The sequence below is a fragment of the Haloarcula halophila genome (assembly GCF_029278565.1).
In the GTDB taxonomy this organism is placed as follows: domain Archaea; phylum Halobacteriota; class Halobacteria; order Halobacteriales; family Haloarculaceae; genus Haloarcula; species Haloarcula halophila.
Genome location: NZ_CP119559.1, coordinates 230,720 through 250,689, shown reverse-complemented (window position 1 = coordinate 250,689; position 19,970 = coordinate 230,720). Strand labels below are relative to the sequence as shown.

Annotated in this window: 21 protein-coding genes and 1 tRNA gene; 10 read left to right on the top strand and 12 right to left on the bottom strand. The window is 66.9% G+C overall.

From position 1 onward, the window contains the following. Positions 1-14 precede the first annotated feature (14 nt). From leuD to P0204_RS01340, 7 genes are all read right to left on the bottom strand, one after another. Positions 15-659, bottom strand: coding sequence for a 3-isopropylmalate dehydratase small subunit (gene leuD / locus P0204_RS01370; protein ID WP_276221115.1), 645 nt, complete (start codon positions 657-659; stop codon positions 15-17). After that, positions 656-2,077: a 3-isopropylmalate dehydratase large subunit gene (gene leuC / locus P0204_RS01365; RefSeq protein WP_276221114.1), complete on the bottom strand. Its 1,422-nt coding sequence runs from the start codon at positions 2,075-2,077 to the stop codon at positions 656-658. Before leuC ends, leuD begins: the two co-directional genes overlap by 4 nt. A 36-nt stretch (positions 2,078-2,113) precedes the next feature. Continuing rightward, positions 2,114-3,139 carry a ketol-acid reductoisomerase gene (ilvC, locus tag P0204_RS01360; RefSeq protein ID WP_276221113.1) on the bottom strand — a complete coding sequence of 342 codons (1,026 nt, stop codon included), beginning with the start codon at positions 3,137-3,139 and terminating at the stop codon, positions 2,114-2,116. Next, a complete protein-coding gene (gene ilvN, locus P0204_RS01355) occupies positions 3,132-3,719 on the bottom strand; it encodes an acetolactate synthase small subunit (protein ID WP_276221111.1) in 588 nt (195 codons plus the stop codon). The genes ilvC and ilvN overlap by 8 nt, the downstream gene beginning before the upstream one ends. Positions 3,720-3,733: 14 nt before the next feature. After that, positions 3,734-5,491 carry a biosynthetic-type acetolactate synthase large subunit gene (gene ilvB / locus P0204_RS01350; RefSeq protein WP_276221110.1) on the bottom strand — a complete coding sequence of 586 codons (1,758 nt, stop codon included), beginning with the start codon at positions 5,489-5,491 and terminating at the stop codon, positions 3,734-3,736. A 336-nt stretch (positions 5,492-5,827) separates the two neighbouring features. After that, the gene (locus tag P0204_RS01345) at positions 5,828-7,036 is read right to left on the bottom strand and encodes a LeuA family protein (protein WP_276221109.1); all 1,209 of its coding nucleotides are present in this window, start codon (positions 7,034-7,036) and stop codon (positions 5,828-5,830) included. Between the two features lie 79 nt (positions 7,037-7,115). Further along, positions 7,116-7,802: a VOC family protein gene (locus tag P0204_RS01340; RefSeq protein ID WP_276221107.1), complete on the bottom strand. Its 687-nt coding sequence runs from the start codon at positions 7,800-7,802 to the stop codon at positions 7,116-7,118. 78 nt (positions 7,803-7,880) lie between these two features. Here P0204_RS01340 and P0204_RS01335 point away from each other — a divergent pair, with 78 nt between their 5' ends. From P0204_RS01335 to P0204_RS01325, 3 genes are read left to right on the top strand one after another with little or no spacing between them, the layout of a single operon-like run. Further along, positions 7,881-8,180, top strand: a complete 300-nt coding sequence (locus tag P0204_RS01335) for a DUF5779 family protein (RefSeq protein WP_276221106.1) — start codon at positions 7,881-7,883, stop codon at positions 8,178-8,180. 58 nt (positions 8,181-8,238) lie between these two features. Continuing rightward, entirely contained in the window at positions 8,239-8,919 is a 681-nt protein-coding gene (locus P0204_RS01330; protein ID WP_379801864.1) for a hypothetical protein, read from the top strand. A gap of 42 nt (positions 8,920-8,961) precedes the next feature. Beyond that, positions 8,962-9,372, top strand: a complete 411-nt coding sequence (locus tag P0204_RS01325; RefSeq protein ID WP_276221104.1) for a JAB/MPN domain protein-containing protein — start codon at positions 8,962-8,964, stop codon at positions 9,370-9,372. Here the strand turns inward: P0204_RS01325 and P0204_RS01320 are convergent, their stop codons facing one another. From P0204_RS01320 to P0204_RS01300, 5 genes are all read right to left on the bottom strand, one after another. After that, positions 9,373-9,582 (bottom strand): ribbon-helix-helix domain-containing protein, encoded by a 210-nt coding sequence (locus tag P0204_RS01320; RefSeq protein ID WP_276221101.1) that lies wholly within the window; start codon positions 9,580-9,582, stop codon positions 9,373-9,375. Positions 9,583-9,618: 36 nt separating this feature from the next. Beyond that, on the bottom strand, positions 9,619-9,777 hold the full coding sequence (locus P0204_RS01315; protein ID WP_276221100.1) for a hypothetical protein: 159 nt from the start codon (positions 9,775-9,777) through the stop codon (positions 9,619-9,621). Between the two features lie 166 nt (positions 9,778-9,943). Further along, complete coding sequence (locus tag P0204_RS01310) at positions 9,944-11,116, bottom strand: M24 family metallopeptidase (protein WP_276221098.1); 1,173 nt, start codon at positions 11,114-11,116, stop codon at positions 9,944-9,946. Positions 11,117-11,153: 37 nt separating this feature from the next. Further along, a complete protein-coding gene (locus P0204_RS01305) occupies positions 11,154-12,356 on the bottom strand; it encodes an outer membrane protein assembly factor BamB family protein (RefSeq protein WP_276221097.1) in 1,203 nt (400 codons plus the stop codon). Next, complete coding sequence (locus P0204_RS01300; RefSeq protein WP_276221096.1) at positions 12,353-13,618, bottom strand: outer membrane protein assembly factor BamB family protein; 1,266 nt, start codon at positions 13,616-13,618, stop codon at positions 12,353-12,355. The genes P0204_RS01305 and P0204_RS01300 overlap by 4 nt, the downstream gene beginning before the upstream one ends. Positions 13,619-13,710: 92 nt before the next feature. Between P0204_RS01300 and aroA the strand changes: the two genes are divergently transcribed. From aroA to P0204_RS01265, 7 genes are all read left to right on the top strand, one after another. Continuing rightward, complete coding sequence (aroA, locus tag P0204_RS01295) at positions 13,711-15,006, top strand: 3-phosphoshikimate 1-carboxyvinyltransferase (RefSeq protein ID WP_276221095.1); 1,296 nt, start codon at positions 13,711-13,713, stop codon at positions 15,004-15,006. A gap of 165 nt (positions 15,007-15,171) precedes the next feature. Further along, a complete protein-coding gene (locus P0204_RS01290) occupies positions 15,172-15,570 on the top strand; it encodes a hypothetical protein (RefSeq protein WP_276221094.1) in 399 nt (132 codons plus the stop codon). A gap of 48 nt (positions 15,571-15,618) precedes the next feature. Further along, positions 15,619-16,818 (top strand): chorismate synthase, encoded by a 1,200-nt coding sequence (aroC, locus tag P0204_RS01285; RefSeq protein ID WP_276221093.1) that lies wholly within the window; start codon positions 15,619-15,621, stop codon positions 16,816-16,818. 1 nt (position 16,819) lies between these two features. Then, complete coding sequence (locus tag P0204_RS01280) at positions 16,820-17,446, top strand: uracil-DNA glycosylase (protein ID WP_276221092.1); 627 nt, start codon at positions 16,820-16,822, stop codon at positions 17,444-17,446. A gap of 92 nt (positions 17,447-17,538) precedes the next feature. After that, positions 17,539-18,276, top strand: coding sequence for a hypothetical protein (locus P0204_RS01275; RefSeq protein ID WP_276221091.1), 738 nt, complete (start codon positions 17,539-17,541; stop codon positions 18,274-18,276). 41 nt (positions 18,277-18,317) lie between these two features. Continuing rightward, positions 18,318-18,399 (top strand) — tRNA-Ser (locus tag P0204_RS01270). A gap of 141 nt (positions 18,400-18,540) precedes the next feature. Then, positions 18,541-19,941 (top strand): PGF-pre-PGF domain-containing protein, encoded by a 1,401-nt coding sequence (locus tag P0204_RS01265; RefSeq protein WP_276221090.1) that lies wholly within the window; start codon positions 18,541-18,543, stop codon positions 19,939-19,941. The last annotated feature ends 29 nt before the right edge of the window (positions 19,942-19,970 follow it).

Below are 19,970 nucleotides of genomic sequence, written 5' to 3'. Positions count from 1 at the left end.
AAAAACGGCCCGATTCAGTCGTCAGCCTCGACGTCGGACCGGGTCTGGTCGAGGTACGGCAGGTTCGCCGCCGTCTCCTCGATCGCGTTCCGGTTCGCCTTCATCAGCGCAGTGGTGTCCCAGATCCCCTCGACGAGCGCCTGCCGCTGGGCGTCGTCGACGCTGACGGAGATCTCGTTGCCGCCGTACCTGACGGTCTCGGCGGCCACGTCGACCTCGATCTCCTTGTCGGGGTTGTCCTCGACCCACTGCTGGAGCGCGTTGATCGTCTCGTGGTCCGCGGTCACCGTCGGAATCCCCAGTGCCAGGCAGTTCCCGGCGAAGATCTCGGCGAACCCTTCGCCGATGATCGCGTCGATGCCCCAGCGCATCAGCGCCTGGGGGGCGTGTTCGCGCGAGGAGCCACAGCCGAAGTTGTTGTTGACGACCATGACGTTGGCGTCCTGGAACCGCTCCTCGTTCATCGGGTGGTCCTTCTGGTTGTCCTCGTCGTCGAACCGCAGATCGAAGAAGGCGAACTCGCCCAGGCCGTCGAAGGTGACGACCTTCATGAACCGCGCGGGGATGATCTGGTCGGTGTCGATGTCGTTCCCGCGGATCGGGATGCCGCTCCCCTCGACGTAATCGACTTCGGGGATCTCCTCGGTAGCGTCGGTCACGCCAGGTTCACCTCCTTCAGATCGCGCACGTCGGAGACCTCCCCGGTGATGGCCGCCGCGGCCACCATACGTGGGTTCATCAGCACCGTCCGGCCGTCCTTGCTACCCTGGCGGCCGACGAAGTTCCGGTTCGAGGAGCTGGCACAGGCCTCGTCCCCCTCCAGCTGGTCCTCGTTCATGCCCAGACACATCGAACAGCCGGCGTTACGCCACTCGAAGCCGGCCGCCTCGAAGACGTCCTTGAGCCCTTCCTCCTTGGCGGCCTGTTGGACGCGCTGGCTGCCGGGGACGACGAACGCGCGCACGTCGTCGTCGACTTCGCGGCCCTTGACGATGCGGGCCGCGCGGCGCAGGTCGGGCAGCCGGGCGTTGGTACAGGAACCCAGGAACGCCACGTCGATCTCGTAGCCGTTCATGGTCTCGCCGGGTTCGACGCGCATGTGCTTCTGTGCGCGGCGGGCGGTGTCGACCTTGTCGTCGGCCAGCGATTCGGGCTCGGGAATCGGGTCGTCGATGCCGATGCCCTGGCCGGGCGTGGTCCCCCAGGTGACGACGGGGTCCAGTTCGCTCGCGTCGATCTCGACGACGTCGTCGTACTCGGCGTCCTCGTCGGATCGGATGGACTCCCAGTACGGTTTGAGTTCCTCGAACTTCTCGGGGTTCTCCTGGAAGTAGTCGGTCGCTTCGAGCCACTCGTAGGTGGTCTCGTCGGGGTTGACGTAGCCCGCGCGAGCGCCGCCCTCGATGGACATGTTACAGATCGACATCCGTCCTTCCATCCCGAGGTTCTCGATGGCTTCGCCGGCGTACTCGTAGACGTAGCCGACACCGCCTTCGGTCCCGAGCCGACGGATGATCTCTAAGATGATGTCCTTGGCCTCGACGCCCTCGCCGAGTTCGCCGTTGACCTCGATCTTCCGGACCTTCTGTTTCTCCATGGCGATCGTCTGGGTCGCCAGCACGTCCCGGATCTGGCTGGTCCCGATCCCGAACGCGAGCGCGCCGAACGCGCCGTGAGTCGAGGTGTGGCTGTCGCCACAGACGATGGTCTTCCCGGGCTGGGTGATCCCTTGCTCCGGCCCGATGACGTGGACGATCCCCTGGTTACCGGTCGTCGGGTCCGAGAACTCGATACCGGCGTCCCGGACGTTCTCCTCCAGTTCAGCCATCATCCGTTCGGCCGCGTCGTCGGCGTAGGGCCGGTCCTGGTTCGCCGTCGGGACGATGTGGTCGACCGTCGCGTGAGTCAGATCGGGGCGTGCGACTTCCAGTCCGCGCTCTTTCAGCATCCCGAACGCTTGCGGGCTCGTGACCTCGTGGATGAGGTGGAGGCCGACGAACAGCTGGTCCTGCCCGTTGGGCAGGGTCGTTACTTTGTGTCGGTCCCACACCTTGTCGTACAGCGTGCCGTTGCTCATGCTGTGATCTCCGTTGTGGCGGAGCTACGTCCGTGATTAGTCATCTGCGGGTACTTCTTCGGATGCTTCTTCCTCGTCGTCCCAGGCGAACAGTTTCCGCAGTTCGCCGCCGACCTGCTCGACCTGGTGGCTCTGCTCTGCGGCCCGGTACTGCTTGTAGGACGGCCGGTTGGCCTGGTTCTCGTTGATCCACTCCCGGGCGAACTCGCCGTTCTGGACGTCTTCGAGGATTTCTTCCATCCCCTCGCGGTTGATGACTTCCTCACCGCGGGTGAGTCCGCCGTACTCGGCGGTGTCGGAGACGGAGTTCCACATCTCCATGTTGCCGCCCTCGTACATCAGATCGACGATGAGTTTGAGTTCGTTCAGACACTCGAAGTAGGCCATCTCCGGCGCGTAGCCGGCGTCGACCAGCGTCTCGAAGCCGGCCTTGACCATCTCGGTGACGCCGCCACAGAGGACGGCCTGCTCGCCGAAGAGGTCGGTCTCGACTTCCTCCTGGAAGGTCGTCCCGATGACGCCCGCTCGGGTACAGCCCAGCGCCTTCGCGTAGGCCAGGGCCTCGGCTTCGGCGTTGCCGGTCGCGTCCTGATAGACCGCCATCAGGCCGGGCGTTCCCTCGCCGCGCTCGTAGGTCCGCCGGACCAGGTGGCCCGGGGACTTCGGCGCGACCATCGTCACGTCGACGTCCTCGTCGGGCTCGATCTGTCCGTAGTGGATGTTGAATCCGTGGGCGAACTGGAGGGTGTCGCCGGCCTCCAGGCCGTCCTTGATCGCTTCGTAGACCGCCGGCTGGATCGTGTCGGGAACCAGCATCACGACGCGGTCGGCCGCGGCGGCGGCCACGTCGGGGGTCTCGACGCGCAGGCCGGCGTCCTCGGCCTCGGCCCACGAATCGGAGTCCTCGCGCAGACCGACGATCACGTCGATCCCGGAGTCGTTGAGGTTCAGTGCGTGGGCGTGGCCCTGTGAGCCATAGCCCAGTACCGCGACAGTTTCGGTTTCGATTGTCGATACGTCGGCGTCGTCGTCGTAGTAGACGGGTGCGGATATGTCAGTCATGTTTCTCCAGTGTCTTGGGACCACGCTCTAAGGCGGCGGCCCCGGTGCGAACGATCTCCTGTACGTCGAACTGCTCGAACGCCTCGACGGCGGCGTCGATCTTCTGTTTGCTGCCCGTGATCTCGACGGTCACCGAGTCGGTCGAGGCGTCGACCGCCTGGCCGTCGTACATCTCCGCGACGGCGTTGACGTCGTCGGGTTTCTCGCCGCCCACCTTGATGAGCGCGAGTTCCCGCCGGAGCGCCTCGGGTTCCAGTTCCATCACCGAGACGACGGGCACGAGCTTCTGCAGTTGCTTCTTCGCCTGTTCGATACCCGGCCGTGGTTCCTCGATGAGGATCGTCATCCGGGCTATACTGTCGTCACTCGTCGGACCGACAGTGAGGCTTTCGATGTTGAACTGCCGTCGGCTGAACAGCCCCGAGACCTCGGCGAGTACGCCGGGCCGGTGTTTGACGAGGGCCGAGAGCACGGCCTGTCGTGGTTCGTGAGTCGCTTCGGCTTCCGGGTCGACGCGAATCCCCTGGGAGTTGCGTCGTCCCTCGGGGCGCATCCGGTCGTGTGGCGCAGGGCCAGGCATTCCTCCAGTCATCGTTAGATCTCGTCCAAGTGGTCCTCGTTCAGTGCGAACAGTCCGTTGTCACCGCCGCTTGGCACCATCGGGAAGACGTTTTCCCCGGGGTCGATGTGGGCGTCGATGACCGACGGCCCGTCGTAGTCGCGTGCGGCGGCGATCGTCTCTTCGACGTTCTCGTAGTCCTCCAGGCGGAAGCCGGCGGCACCGAAGGCCTCGGCCAGCTTGTCGAACTGCGGGATCCACGGGTACTCGGAGGCCATCCGACGGCCCTCGTAGAAGCCGTCCTGCCACTGGCGGACCATCCCGACGGCCTCGTTGTTGAGGACGACGTAGGTGATGTCCAGTTGCTCGCGGACCGCGACCGACAGTCCCTGGACGGTCATCAGGAACGAGCCGTCGCCGTCGAAACAGACGACCTCTTGGTCTGGGGCAGCGAGTTTCGCGCCGATCGCGGCGGGCACGCCGTAACCCATCGTCCCCAGGCCGTGCGAGGAGACCCAGGTCCGGGGTTCGGTGAACTCCCAGAACTGGGAGGCCCACATCTGGTGTTGCCCGACGCCCGTACAGACGATGGTGTCGTCGTCGGTCACGTCCGAGAAGTGTTCGACGACGTACTGCGGTTTCAGCGGCTCGTCGTCGGGCGTGTCGTAGCTCATCGGGTACTCGGCTTTCCACGTCTGGCACTGCTCGCGCCACTCGTCGGCGTCGGGCGCCCGCGGCATGGCGTCGAACAACTGTCGAAGGACCTGACGCGCGTCGCCGATCAGCGGGTGGTCGGCGTAGATGTTCTTGCTGATCTCCGCCGGGTCGATGTCGACGTGGATGACGTCGGCGTCCGGTGCAAACGAGTCGACACCGCCGGTCAGTCGGTCGTCGAAACGGGTCCCGATCGCCAGCATGCAGTCGGTGTTCGTGATCGCCAGGTTGGCGTAGCCGGTGCCGTGCATCCCGGCCCACTCCAGGGAGAGTTCGTGGTCCTCGGGGAAGCTTCCGATGCCGGGCATCGTCGTGATGACCGGAATCTCGTACTCCGTAGCGAACTCACGCAGGGCGTTGGAGGCGTTGGCCTTGATGACGCCGCCGCCGGCCAGGATGACCGGCCGCTCGGCGTCGGACAGGACCTCAGCGGCTTCCTGGACAGCCTCGTCGTCGGCTTCCTCGGGCACTTCGTAGGTATCCGGCGTCTCCGGCGCTTTCGGTTCCACGTCGGTCTCGCCCTGGGTGATGTCTTTCGGGAGATCGACCAGGGTCGGCCCCTGGCGGCCGGCGTCGGCCAGCGCGAACGCCTCGCTCACGTCGTCGCCGACGGTGTCGGAGTGGCTCGCGAAGTAGCTCTCCTTGGTGACCGGCTGGGTGATGCCGACGGTGTCGGTCTCCTGGAATGCGTCGTTACCGACGAACTCCGTGGGGACCTGGCCGGTCAGCGCGATCATCGGGTCCGAGTCCATGTTTGCGTCGGCGATGCCGGTGACGAGGTTGGTCGCGCCCGGGCCGGACGTGGCGAAGCAGACGCCCGGTTCGCCCGAGACGATGCCGTAGGCGTCGGCGGCGTGGGAAGCGCCCTGCTCGTGGGCCATCGTCACGTGGGTGATATCGGAGTCGTACAACGCGTCGTAGACGGGCATGATCGCCCCACCCTGGACGCCGAAGATGTACTCCGCGCCGGCGTTTTCGAGTGCCCGGACGACCGACTGTGCACCGGTCGTGACCGGTGCCTGTTCCTCGTCGGTCTCTGTCTGTTCGTCCTCTTTCCGAACTGATGCGCGTTCGCTCATGGTGAGTACCCTCCTGTGGGTCGGTCGGTCGTGGATGTGAATGGAGTCTGCATTGTGGTGTCGCTGATGTCGGATCGAACTTCGATACGATCGGCGTCGGTGTGGGATGTAGTGGGGGCTATAGCGCCCCTACAATACCCTCGCCGAGAAGAACGGACGCGGTGCTGGGAGTCGAGCGGACTCGGCGGCCAGCACGCGCTGTCATCACGTACGGTACCACTCCGCCCCGGATAATAAACGTTCTGTGAGAGGTGCTGACGAACGGCCCGGGACGGCGAGCGGCGGGAACTCACCCGCGGCTGCTGGCGTTGGACTGCGACCGACGAGGACATGGGCCTACGCCCGGACCTCCTCGGTCTCCTCTTCGACGCCGACCTCTTTGGCGAATCGCTCCAGTTCGGTCATGGTGACCTGTTCCTCCGCGCCGAACTCCTTGACGCGGCGGGTCACCTCGCGGACTTCGGCGTCGGTCGGATCGTAGCCGGCGTCGATCAGCCGTTCCCGCACGGAGTGAGCGCCCGTGTGTTTTCCGAGTACCAGTTCGCGCTCGGCGCCGACCATCTCCGGGGTCATGACGCCGGGCTCGAAGGTGTCGGAGTTCTCGATGACGCCCGCGGCGTGGATGCCGCTCTCGTGGGAGAAGGCGTTGCGGCCGACGACCGGTTTGTTCGCCGGCACCGGGATGTCGGACTTCTCCTCGACGATCCGGGACAGTTCGGTGATCCGGGTGGTGTCGATGCCGGTGTCGACGTCGTACAGCGACTCCAGCGCCATCACGACCTCCTCGTAGGCCGCGTTCCCCGCCCGTTCACCGATGCCGTTGACCGACACCTGGGCTTGGCTCGCGCCCGCCTCGAACCCGGAGATGGCGTTCGCCGACGCCAGCCCGAAGTCGTCGTGCGTGTGCACGTCGATGCGGGCGTCGGTGTGTGCGTCGACCTCCTCGATGAGGTCGTAGAACCGCCGCGGCGTCGCGACCCCACAGGTGTCGGGGATGTTGATCCAGTCTGCGCCCGCCGCAGAGGTCGCCTCGATGACCTCCAGGAGGAACTCCCCGTCGGTCCGAGTGGCGTCCATCGGCGAGAACATGCACTCGGCACCGGCGTCTTTGATCATCTCGACACAGTCGACGGCCGTGTCGAGCGCCTCCTGCCGGGTCGCGTGCATGGAATCCTGCAACTGTACGTCCGACGTCGAGACGAAGGTGTGGACCATATCCACACCGGAGTCTAAGGCCGCCTCGATGTCTTTCTCGACCACACGCGCCAGCCCACACGTCGTCACGTGGGTGGCTTCCGCGATGTCGCGAACGGCCTCGAACTCCGCGTCGGAGTTGACGGGGAACCCTGCCTCGATGACGTGGGTCCCCATCTCGTCGAGAATCGCCGCGATCTCGCGTTTGTCCTCGTAGTTGAACGACGTGCGTGGCGACTGCTCACCGTCACGCAGTGTGGTGTCGAAAATCCGTGCGTCTGTAATCTCAGACGTGGAATCCAGTGTGCCCTGGAAGAACTCGATCCGCCGGAGATTCCGACGTGCCCTCAATGTTGGACATAATCACCCGTATCTGGTCGCTTCCGGTACTTATAGTTGTCCATCGGTCCCGGATCTGTCGGCGACGGGCCTACGCTCCGACCAGCGTCAGGTAGTGGCCGTCCGGATCGCGGATACGGACACCCTCGTCGACTGCAGTCACCGAACGCGCCCGGTCGGCCACCTCGCGGGCGACCGAGTCCGGGGCCTCCGCGACGACGCCGAAATCGACGTGGACGCCGCCACGTGCGTCGGCGATCCCCAGCCGCGGCGCCCACAGTTCCAGGTCGAACGCGCCCGTCGAGAGCCGGACACGGCCCTCTTTGCGGCCGTCGTCGACGACCTCGAACCCGAGGTCGGCGTAGAACTCGACGGCCCCGGCTAACTCCTCGACTTCGAGGACGAGTTCGAAGAGGTCGGAGACACCCCCGGGCGCGCCGGGGCGCTCGCCCAACTCGACGCAGTTCCCCTCGGGGTCGTAGAAGTACAGCGACCGCTGGTCGCCGAAGGTGTGTTCGACGAGATCGAACCGCTCGTCGAGGCTGTCGTACCAGTCGTCGTACTCCCCCTCGGCCACCGTCAGCGCGTAGTGGGTGTGGAGCCCACCCCGAGGGACCTCACCGGGCGCGCGCAACCGGAGGGCCGTCTCGCCGGCCGAGAGTACGGCCTCCTGCTCGGACTCGGAGACGACGTCGAGTTCCAGGAACGCCTCGTAGAAGGCCGTCAGCCGGTCCGGGTCCTTCGCCTCCAGCGTGAGCCACGCGGGCGTCGAGAGCATACTCGGGTGTTTACCGCCCACGATGAAAACTGCCTCGGCGTGGGGAGGATTTTTCTCTCCGCCCGTCAACCCTCCCCCATGAGCGATTTCGAGGGGCTCGACCTGCAAGCCGTCGAGGACCAGATGGACGAGGGCGGGGACGGTACCAACAGCGACCGCGTAGTGCTTGGCGTCCTCGACGGGACGACGCCCGACGCCGAGTGGATCGAGACCGTCGAAGACGGTGCAGTCCTCGTTCTGAACGTCGACGGCGATCTGAACCAACTGGCAGCCGGGTTCGCCCGCCCGGTCAAGGAAGCCGGCGGGGAACTGATGCACTTCCGTGGGTTCCTGGTGGTCACGCCCCCCGGCGTCGAGATCGACTCCGACCGGCTCTGAGGCGGTTCGGTGCCACTGGGGTGAACGGGCTTAAGAGCCTCAAAGCCTCAGAGACGGTATGCCGATGAAAGGTTCGGGCACGGCGACGAGCTGGGAAGTGACGAACCGCTGGGATCGCGGGGCGAGCTGGTTCGCGTACCCGCACGAGGAGATGCTACGGGCTAGCCACGTCTTAGCGACCGACGCTGGCGTGTTCGTCGTCGACCCGGTCGACGCGGACGGTATCGACGACCTGTTCGCCGAGTACGGGGAGGTGGCAGGGACGGTCCTCCTGCTGGACCGCCACAAGCGCGACACCGACACCGTCGCGAACCGCCACGACGTTCCCGTCTACGTCCCCGAGTGGATGTCCGGCGTCGAGAGCGACCTCGACGCCCCTGTCGAGCGCATCCACAGGCAACTCCCCGGGACCGACTACGGCGTCCACGAGCTACGGAACAACCCGTTCTGGCAAGAGGCGGCCCTCTACGGCGACGAGGACGACACGCTCGTCGTCCCCGAGTCCGTCGGGACCGCCTCGTTCTTCCTGGCCGAGAGCGAGCGGTTGGGCGTCCACCCGATGTTGCGGCTGCTCCCGCCCAAGAAGCTCACGCGCCTCGACCCGGACCGACTCCTGGTCGGGCACGGCCACGGTATCATGGAAGACGCCACGGAGGCGCTGGCCTACGCTGTCCGTGGGTCCCGCAGTCGGACACCGAGCCTCTACGCCAAGACGGCCAAATCGCTGCTCTTCGGGTAGGGCCGGCGACGGGGTTTTAGCCGTGCCACCCGAACGTCGACTGTGGTGTACGTCACTCGCGGTCTGGTCGAGACGTTGTTACAGATGGCGAGCGACGCGGAACCCGACTCCGTGACGATCTCGCTGGCGATCACGGAGGCCGGGGAGCTTCCCGACAACGATCTCCCGCCGGAGACACCGGTGTTTACCGACTTCTATCTGCCCTCCGCGGGCAGTTCCGTCAACGCGGTCTTCGGGATGGACCTGGGGACGCCGGCCGGACAGACACAGGGTCGGTTCGTCTCCCACCCGAGCGGACGGATGGGCGTCGACGTGACCGACGACCTCCACGAGGTCGTCTTCGTCGGGATCCCACCGTGGAACGAGGGTGCCTTCGGCGCGTACGACCGCTCGGGCCGCGAACAGACGGTCGAGGTCCTCGACATCGAACCGCCCGAGCGGTATCCGGCGTAGTTACTCCAGGTAGCCCAGGTCCCGTAGTTCGTCCGCGATATCCTGGAACTCCGCTTCAGTGAGTTCGCCCTGGCGCTGGTGTTGGACGACGATACTTCGCAGGAGGAACCGGACGAGATCAGAGGTACTGGAGAAACTCGTCCCTTCGATTGTCTCGTCGACGCGGTCAGCGAGGTCTTTCGGGATCGAGACGGTCGTGTAGTCGGCCATGGTGGGAGGACGACCGCCCCAGCCAAATGCGTTCTGTTACTGTGGCTCGTCGGCTTCGGTGTCGAACTGTCCCATGGCGGCGGTACTGGTCGGCGAGAACATCATCGGCGCCCGGTCGCTCCGGTCGGTGTCGCCGAGGCGGGTCGTAGTCGGGTACGATTCGTCGTCGGTAGGTGTCGTGATTCGTGTCGTCATCCTGGGGGTCGTGTGGGTCGCATCGTGTAGTCGGTGGTCGGTTCCGGGCGTGTCGGCAGCGAGCGTACTTTGGGTACAAGCATCGGGTACCACCCACTTTCGGCCCATATATAATAAAAGTTCATGATGTATTCTGTGGCGCGTTCACACACCCCGTGACAACTGGTCAGACGACCAGCGTCTGCTCGTACTCCGTGAAGTTCTCGTAACCGTCCTCGGTGACCACGGCGATGTCCTCGATGCGGACACCGCCGATCTCGGGATCGTACATCCCCGGTTCGATGGTGACGACGTGGCCCGGCCGCAACTCCCCGCCGTTCGGCGAGAGCCGCGGGAGTTCGTGGACATCCAGTCCGACGCCGTGGCCGGTGCTGTGGATGAACCCCGTCTCGGTGCGTTCGTCGCTTCGAAGCGTCGGTTCGCCGGCCTCCTCGTAGACATCACAGACAGCGTCGTGGACATCCGCGCCCGTGGCACCGGGTTCGAGTGCGTCGAAGGCAGCGGCCTTCGCCCGCTCGGTCAGGTCGTACCACTCGCGGATCTCGTCGCTCGGCTCGCCACGCAGGAACGTCCGTGTCATATCCGCGTGGTACTTCGTGGACTTGTCCTGCGGGAAGATGTCGACGATGATCGGTTCGTGAGCCGACAGCGGGCCGCTCCCGCGGTCGTGGGGGTCCGCCGCGTCGGCCCCGCAGGCGACGATCGTCTCGTCCAGCGCACAGCCGTGGCGCAACAGCGTCACCTCGATCTCCTCTTTGACCGCCTCGCTGGTCAGCGCCTCGCCGTCCCGGACCAGCGTCCCGTCCTCGATGTCCGCGCCGGCGACGAGGTCCTCCGCGGCGGCCATCGCCGCCTCGTTGGCCCGCTGGGCCGTCCGGACGTGGTCGAGTTCGGTCCCGGTCTTCGTCGCCCGGATTTCGGTAACCACGCTATCCGTGTCGGCGGTGACGGTCTTCCCCCGGTCCCGGAGCCCGTCGGCGGTTCGGAGCGGGAACCGTGACGGGACGGCAACCGACTCCACGTCGTAGCTGTCGAGAAACGCCGCGAGGACGTGCGAGACAGCCTCGTCGGGGCCGTGTTCCCCGACCAGCCGCTGGTGGTCGAAGTCGACGTACCGCTCGACGGTGTCGGCACGGGACTCCCGTTTCGCTCGACCGAACTCCAGGCTCCGCGGGAACAGCAGGTGTGTCTCGCCGTCGTACAGCGTCACGAACGGGTCTGGCGCGTCGAAACCCGAGAGGTAGTACTGGTCGGACAGCTCCGAGTCGGCGTCGACGAGATAGCCGTCCACACCGGTCTCGTCGAGATAGTCGTCCAGTCGCGAGAGATCGGGGTCCATACCCACGTCTCGGAGCGTCGGCGGCAAAGAGCTACCGCTAGCTGAACCGCCCGATTCCGGTGTGACCGGTCGTGTACACGGCCCCGTCGACCACCGCCGGACCGCTCTCGAAGTACGCCTCCTCCATCCCCCACGTCGCGAGCCGGTCACCCGTCGCGGGGTCGAGCGTCACGAACCGGCCTTCGCGATCGTCGGTGGCGGCGTACAGCCGGCCGTCACCGACGGCGACGCCGGCGTTGTAACCGCCGTTGAGATCGGGTCTCGACCAACAGACCGTCCCGTCCGCGACTGCGAGGGTATGGAGGGACTCCCCGGCGGTGACGTACACCCGGCTGCCGTCGGTAGTCACCGTCTCCGGTACCAGCCGATCGCCGTCCTCCGTCGGGAGCCGATAGCGCCACTGTCGGCTCCCGTCGGCGGCGTCCAGCGCGACGACGACGCCGTCCCGGGAGCCTGCGAAAACCCGACCACCGCCGACGCTGACGTTGGCGTCGATCCGGTGGTCGGCCTTGTAGCGCCACCGCTGGCTCCCGTCGGCCGCCGAGAGCGCCCGGATGTAGGTATCGTTCCCGCCGACGAAGACGGTCCCGTCGGCGACCGCCGGCGTCGCGTCCGACTCCAGTCCGGTCGCGTATCGCCACTCCGTCTGGCCGGTCGCCAGGTCGAGCGCGTGGGTCGCGACGCCGACCTGAACGTAGGCCGTCCCGTCAGCGATGACCGGGCGAGCGTCGAGGAGCCGGCCACCGGTCTCCAATGCCGTCCACAGCGTCTCCCCGGTGGCCGCGTCGAGGGCTCTGACGTCCCGATCCGCGAAGTAGACGAGCGTTCCGTCGGCGACTGCCGGCGCACCCGGGAACTCGGGAACCCTCGTCTCCCAGCGCAGGTCTCCCGACGACGCGTCGAGCGCCCACATGGTCGTATCCAGGTCGCTGACGTAGACAGTTCCGTCGACGACGATCGGCGTGTGGTGGCCGATCGCGGTCTCGAACTCGAAGGTCCAGTCGTGGGACGGTTCCGGCCCGGGCATCGCCTCCGCCGGGACCGTGGCGGTCCCCCGCCGACCGCCCAACCGTGTCGTCCACCCCGCCGTCGCCGAGACCGAGGGGTCGTACTCGGGGCACGACCCGACCTGATCGGAGTTGTCGGTGGACTCCGATCCGATGGCGGAACAGCCGGCAACACCCGCAATACCGGCAGCGCCGAGCGAGCCGAGCACCTCCCGGCGGGTCCGGTCGGTCATGCGAACTTCTGGACCCCCCGAACCGCGTGTGTCAGGTAGAGGCCGTCCGCCGTGAGGGCGAGGTTCGCCATCGGGACGCGGTCGTACGGGTCGGTGAAGTACTCCCCCGAGTCGGCCCAGCTATCGGCGTCGCTCCCCCAGCGACGCGACCCGTCCTCCGGGTCGAACCCCGCCGCCCGGAAGTAAACTGTCCCGTCGGCGATAGCGGGGCGTGCCAGGAACGGGACGCCGTTGATGTCGGAGGTACTCTGTGGAACCGACTCGTTGACCACGCGCCAGCGCTCCGTCCCGTCGGCGGTATCCAGCGCGTAGAGGTTCTTCGCGGCGACGTAGACGCGGTCGCCGTCGGTCGCCGGCGGCCCGGCGCTGTCATAGCCCGTGACGAACTCCCAGTCGAGTTCCCCAGCGGCGTCGACCGCGGTGACGGTCCCGCCGTGAGAGAGGTACAGCGTTCCGTCCGCGAGAGCGAGTCCCCGAGGCCCCACGTCGTATCCCGTTTGGGACTGGAGTTCGAGACGCCACTTCCGCAGGCCGGAGTGGTCGAAGGCGGCGACGACCGACGTGTCTCGGTCTCCGGTGCTGAACGCGGCGTAGACTCGTTCGCTGTCGACGGCCGGAACCGCCCCACGGATCGGATCGTCGTCGCCAAGCAGTCCGTCGAGCGGGTTGCTCCGGGAAGCGGTCCAGCGTGCCGACCCCGACCGGTCGATGCAGTGAAGCGCACCGCTCCCGTCGGGGACGTAGAACCTGTCGCCGAAGACGGCGGGGGTCAGCCCAGCCCCGTCGAGTTGGGCCGTCCAGACGCCCTCGCCGTCCTCGACTGCGAGCAGGCGGCCGTCGGACGTACCGACGACGACCGTCGAACCGACTGTCGCGGGCGCGCCAGTGATCCCTGCGGTGACGGTGTGGGTCCACAACGGCTCCCCGGTCTCGGGTGAGAGGGCGGCCAGGACGCTGTCGCGTCTGTCGGCGTCGAAGTACCCCCTGGCCATCCCGGCGACGTAAACCGCGTCGCCGACGGCAGGCTCTCCGAGGTAGCCGTACAACGGCGGGTCCATCGCTTCGCGGTCGAGCGTCCACTGTTCGGTCGGGCCGTCGGGGCCGGCGGGTGCGTGACTGGTGCCGGCGGGGCCGTAGCCGGCGGCGGGCCACCGGTCTGTGGGCCGTTCGAACGACCCGGTGTACGTCGTGTCGCTCGAACAGCCGGCGACGGCGGTCGAGAGGGCAGTCGCACCCGCCGCGAGGAGGTCGCGGCGGCGCACACTCGACGGTTACCGAGGCTGGGTGAAGTGTCTTCTGGGGGACAATCCCCGGGAACGGTAGCCTCTTGTCGCCCGGCCGCAACGCCCCCAGCATGGACGTTACTATCGGCGAATCGACGGTCGACGGGACCGCACAGGCCCCGCCGTCGAAGAGCTACACGCACCGCGCGATCCTGGCCGCCGGCTACGCCGACGGCGCCGTGGTCACCGACCCGCTGGTCAGTGCCGACACACGGGCGACGATGCGGGCCGTCACGGCCTACGGCGGCAGTACCGACCTCGCCGCGGACGAGGGGGCCCTGACCGTCGAGGGCTTCGACGGCCGTCCCGAGACCCCCGACGACGTCATCGACTGTGCCAACAGCGGGACGACGACCCGCCTGGTCACCGCGACGGCCGCCCTCGGGGACGATCTGACGGTGCTGACCGGCGACGATTCCCTCCGCTCCCGCCCACAGGGCGCGTTGCTCGACGCCATCGAGCAACTGGGCGGCCGCGCCGAGAGCACCCGACGGAACGAGCAGGCGCCGCTGGTCGTCGGCGACGGGATCGACGGCGGCCACGTCGCGATCCCCGGCGACGTCTCCTCGCAGTACATCACCGCGCTGTTGATGGCCGGTGCGGTCACCGACGAGGGCATCGACGTCGAACTGACGACCGGCCTGAAGTCCTCGCCGTACGTCGACATCACGCTGGAAGTGCTGGACGCCTACGGCGTCGACGCCGAGAAGACCGCCGAGGGCTACAGCGTCGCCGGGGGCCAGAGGTACGCACCCGAGGGCGGCGAGTACCACGTCCCCGGCGACTTCTCATCGATCAGCTACCTCCTGGCGATGGGCGCGTTGGCGGCCGACGAGGAAGTGGTCGTCACCTCGGCAGTGCCGAGCGCACAGGGCGATACCGCCATCGTCGACATCCTCGAACGGATGGGTGCCGACCTCGACTGGAACGAGGACGCCGGCGAGATCACCGTCCGTCGGAGCGACCTCTCGGGGATCGAGGTCGGCGTCGAGGATACGCCGGATCTCCTGCCGACCATCGCGACGCTGGGCGCGGCCGCCGACGGCGTCACCCGGATCACCGACGCCGAGCACGTCCGCTACAAGGAGACCGACCGCGTGAGCGCGATGGCCGAAGCGCTCACGAAGATGGGTGCAGAGGTCGAGGAGCGCGAGGACGAACTGCTCGTCTACGGCGAGGACACCGACCTCCAGGGAGCGACCGTCGACGGGCGGGCCGACCACCGGATCATCATGTCCCTGGCCGTCGCCGGCCTCGTCGCCGACGGCGAGACGACGGTGACCGGTGCCGAACACGTCGACGTCTCGTTCCCGAACTTCTTCGAGGTCCTGGAGAAACTGGGAGCGACCCTCGTCCGCAGCGAGTGAGCGGGCTGGTTCGGACGGTTTCCCGCGCCGCAGTCTCCCGCCGTTCCGCCCCGACGACCGCGAACCCACAGCCTGCGCCTCGTACACGATTGTTGTTGATGTAGTAACTATTATGCGCTGATAGAATATAGTACAACACGTGTTGTAAACAATGGTGGCATCCACGTGACACGGACTCCGACAGTCCTCTACCTCGACAGTGAGACGACGCAACTAGACCTCTACGAACGGACGGCGGCGCTCGAACCCGAGTGGTTCGAGCCGTCGGTGACGGCGGACTCGGCGGAGGCACGGGCCCGCGTCGAATCGGACGGGGCCGACTGTCTGGTGACGGCACAGCGGCTCGGCTCGACGACCGGGCTCTCCGTCGCCCGCTCGCTCCGCGAGGCGGGTCACGACCTCCCGATCGTCCTCCACAGTTGGGAGGTACCGGACGCCGTGCTGACGGCCGAGGCACCGCCCATCGAAGCGGTCGTGACAAAACGGACGCTCCCACGGGGGTACCGCTACCTCCACAGGACTGTCGAACAAGTGATAGACGAGCCGCAGGCGCCGACGGCGTAGCCAGTACATCTACAAGGTTCAAATGCCCCCGTCCCCCAGACGTTCGTAATGAACGGCAACGAGTTCGGTCGTCTCTTCCGCATGACGACCTACGGCGAATCACACGGGGAGGCGATGGGGTGTGTCGTCTCCGGTGTCCCCGCAGGAGTCGAACTCTCCGAGGAGGACATCCAGACGGACCTGGACCGGCGGAAACCCGGGCAATCGATGATCACGACCTCCCGGGGCGAACCGGACAAGGTCTCGATCAACTCCGGCATCCAGGACGGTTACACCACGGGCACGCCCGTGGGGTTGGTCATCCAGAACAAGGACGCCCGCTCGGGCAAGTACGAGCCGTTCATCACGGCACCGCGACCCTCCCACGGCGACTACACCTACTCGGCGAAGTTCGGGACGCGCAACTGGGGCGGGGGCGGCCGCTCGTCGGCCCGCGAGACGGTCAACTGGGTGGCTGCCGGCGGCATCGCGAAGCAGGTGCTCGCTCAGTCCGACTACGACGTACAGATTAAGGCCCACGTCTGTCAGATCGGCGACGTCGAGTCCGGCCCCGTCAGCTTCGAGGACATGCTCGAACACAGCGAGGAGAACGAGGTCCGCTGTGCGGACCCCGACGCGGCCGAGGAGATGCGGGCGCTGGCCGACAAACACCAGAAGGAGGGCGACTCCATCGGCGGTGCCATCTACTTCGAGTGTCGCGGCGTCCCGTCCGGTCTCGGTGCGCCGCGGTTCGATAGCTTCCCCTCCCGGCTCGCCCAGGCGATGTACTCCATCCCCGCGGTCAACGACTTCGAGTACGGGATCGGGCGCGAGGCCCGCACGACGAAAGGCAGCGAGTACAACGAGGACTGGGAGTTCGACGACGACGGCCATCCCGTCCCGGAGGGCAACGACCACGGCGGCATCCAGGGCGGCATCACGACCGGGCAACCGATCTACGGCGAGGTGACCTGGCATCCACCGGTCTCGATCCCCAAGACCCAGAAGACCGTCGACTGGGAGAGCCGCGAGGAGAAAGAGATCACCGTCACGGGTCGACACGACCCCGTCCTGCCGCCGCGTGCGGTCCCCGTCGTCGAGGCGATGCTGTACTGTACGGTCCTGGATTTCATGCTGCTCGGCGGGCGGATCAACCCCGACCGACTCGACGACCGGTCCGGCGAGTACGACACCGACTACCACCCGTCCAGTCCGCAGAACGACCCCGAGGACGCGGACACCCGCGCGACCACCGTCGACGAGGACTGAGATGGACGCCAACCAGGAGGAAGCGTCCAACCCCTTCGGGATGGACGAGGACTGCCAGAACTGCGAGGCCCTCTGTGAGAGCCGTCAGAGCGTCGTCCACGGCTACGGCGACGTGAGCGCGGAGTTTCTCGTCCTCGGGGAGGCCCCCAGCGCGACGGCCGACGAGTCCGGCGTCCCGTTCACGGGCGAGCAGGAGCGCGGCCTGCTGGACATCCTCTCGGCAGTCGACATGTGCGACGATCCCGACGCCGCGGAGCCGACGCTGGACAACGCCTTCCTGACGTACGTCACCCGCTGTCGGCATCCAGAACGTGGGGCCACCGACGAGGAAGTCCGGAACTGCGAACTGTATCTCAACAGCGAGATCCGGATGATCAACCCGGAGCTACTGCTCCCGGTGGGTCAGCGGGCGCTGGAAGCGCTCGCCTTCGAGTACACGACGATGAGCGCGGACGAACTCGACGTGACCGAACGGCACGCCACGACGATCCGCGGTCGGGGCTTCGAACTCCTCCCGATGATGACGCCGGCCGAGCAATCCGACGAACAACGGACCGCCTTCCTCGACGCGTTCAGCGAGATCCTGGGCACCGACTACCGACAGACGAAGGGCCGTCGGGGCAGATAGACTGACCGACCCGGACGTACTCGGAGCGCCAGCGGAGCGCCCACCCGGCCACGAACGTAACCGACAAACCCGAGACGGTCGGAGGAGCGGGTATGACGACTGTTGCAGTCCTGGTGGACCCACCCGTCGAGGGGGCCGTGCTCGAACGGTTCTCCGGGGGGCTTCTCGACGCTGGCGAGGCGGCCGACCTCTACTCCGCGATGGTACGTGACATCTGTCGTGCCGTCGAGGACAGCGGCGGCGAACTCCTCGTGAACTACCGGCCGGCCGATCAGGTCCCGGCGGACGTAGACCCGGAACAGTCCCTCCGGGAGGTTCTTGAGCCGGCGCTGGCCTCGCCGGACGAGGCTCGGTACGAGGTCCAGGTCGGGGAGACGTTTGCCGGCCGCGTCGGCAACACCGTCACCTACCTCCTCGAAGAGGAGAACGTCACCACCGCCGCGGCTGTGGATCCGACTGGGGCATTGCTCTCCCGGAAGCGCATCGACAGCGCGGCGATGAAGCTCCGCTCCAGCGAAGTCGTGCTCGGTCCGTCGACGGAGGGACGGGTCTACTACGCTGCCTTCTCCGATACCATCGATTTCGAGGACGCCTACGCGACACCGGCGGTCGAGACGCTGACCGACCGCGCCAGAGCGGCCGGCCTGGGGGTCGATTTCCTCCCGAGCGATCCGGTCGTCGCTCGGCCCAGCGACCTCCGGAGCGTCATCCCGCTGCTCAACGCCCGCCAGCGGGCCGAACGACTCGTTCCACCCCGGACGACGGAGTGTCTGGCGGACCTCGGTCTCACCCTAGATATCGACGGCGACGACCTCTCGCTCGTCCGGTGAACCGACAGGCCTTAGAGGAGTCACACGCAAGTGCCGACCGCGGTGGGATGGCAGAGCGGCCTATTGCGCCTGCCTTGAAAGCAGGTACCGTAAGGTTCCTGGGTTCAAATCCCAGTCCCACCGCTTCGCCGCGCTGTGTCGTGAACCGTCAGTACTGACCCGTAGTCGCCCGTTGATCCGGTCGGCGGCGACGCCCCCTGCGGAATTGTCCGTTAGATAACAACTGTGCAGTTTTATGCCGCTGGTGTTGGTCAGACACAGTCGATGGAGCACCAGCAACGGTCCTCGGCAGCGGCGATCGGTCTCGCTGCTGTCTGTGTCGCCGCACTCGCGCTCGCGGGAGTCGCCTCGACACCGGCAGCTGCCGTACCGAGCACGTACGTCGCCGACGCGAGTGTCGGTCAGTCGTCGGTACTGGTCGGGGAGAGCGTCACCGTCACGGCGGTCGTCGGCAACCTCGGAACGTCGCAAGGCGGCCACACGGTCGAGTTTACGCGTAACGGGAGCACGATCACGACAGAACGGGTCGTCGTCCCAGCGGACGAACGGGAACGGATCTCGACGAACGTTAGCTTCCAACAGCCAGGAGTGTACGAACTCCGTGCCGACGACGAACTCGCGGGGTACGTCCGGGTGACGCGGACGCTCGCGACAGTCGAGTCCCGAACGGAGAGTCAGCGTCGCTTGGCCGTCCGCGTCGACGGGGTCCCGCGTCGGTCGACACACAGCGTGTCGGTACCGGCAGCCACGAACCGATCACTGAGCCTCCGGCAGTGGAACGTGACGACGTCGGACTCCCGCTTCGAACAGACCGTCACCGAATACACCGATCCGACGGACGCGCCGGTCCCGATTCCCTCCTCGGACGCGACCGTCGCCGGGGTCGTCTCCGTCTCGTCGTCGGCTACTGTCCAGTCGACCACGGCGAGAGTAGCGGTCAACCAATCACGGCTCCAATCGCTCGGACTCGCCCCGGAGAACGTCTCACTGTACAGCTACGAGGACGGTCGGTGGCAACGGGTCGAAACGAGAATCGTCGACCGCCAGACAGCGGTACTCGTCTACGAGGGGACCGTCCCCAACGGCACGACGTTCGCCCTCGGGAGGATGTCGCCCGCGTTCTCGATCACCGGGACGGCGCTCGACACGGAAAACGCTCCGGAAGGCCAGCGGATCATCGTCGAGGCCACTGTCGCGAACGACGGCGCGGTCGCCGGCGACTACGAGGCGACGATGATGCTGGACGACGAACCGGTCAACGAGACGACTGTCACCGTCCAGCCCGGCGAGGAGCGGACGGTGACGCTCTCCTCGGTCACTGGCTCGGCCGGCGCTTACAACGTGGGGGTGAACGAGCAGGCCGTCGGCGTCGTTCGGATCGTCGACAGCCAGGTCCAGACCCCGACACCGACCGCGCCGACGGAGACACCGCCCGCGACGGCGACTGCCACACCGACGGCCCAGTCCGGCGGGGGCGGGAGCGATGGCGGCGGCGGACCCGCCGGTGACGGACTGCTCCCCAGTTCGCTCCCGGACACCGTCGCCGGCATCCCGACGGTCCTCGTCGTCGGCGTCGGCGTCGGCGTCCTCGTCTTCTTGCTCATCGGTGGCCTGCTGTGGCGCAGTGGACGGTCCGGCGGTCGGTCCGACCCGAACCGGTGGTGACGCTGAAGGCAATTCTTTTTATCCCGCTG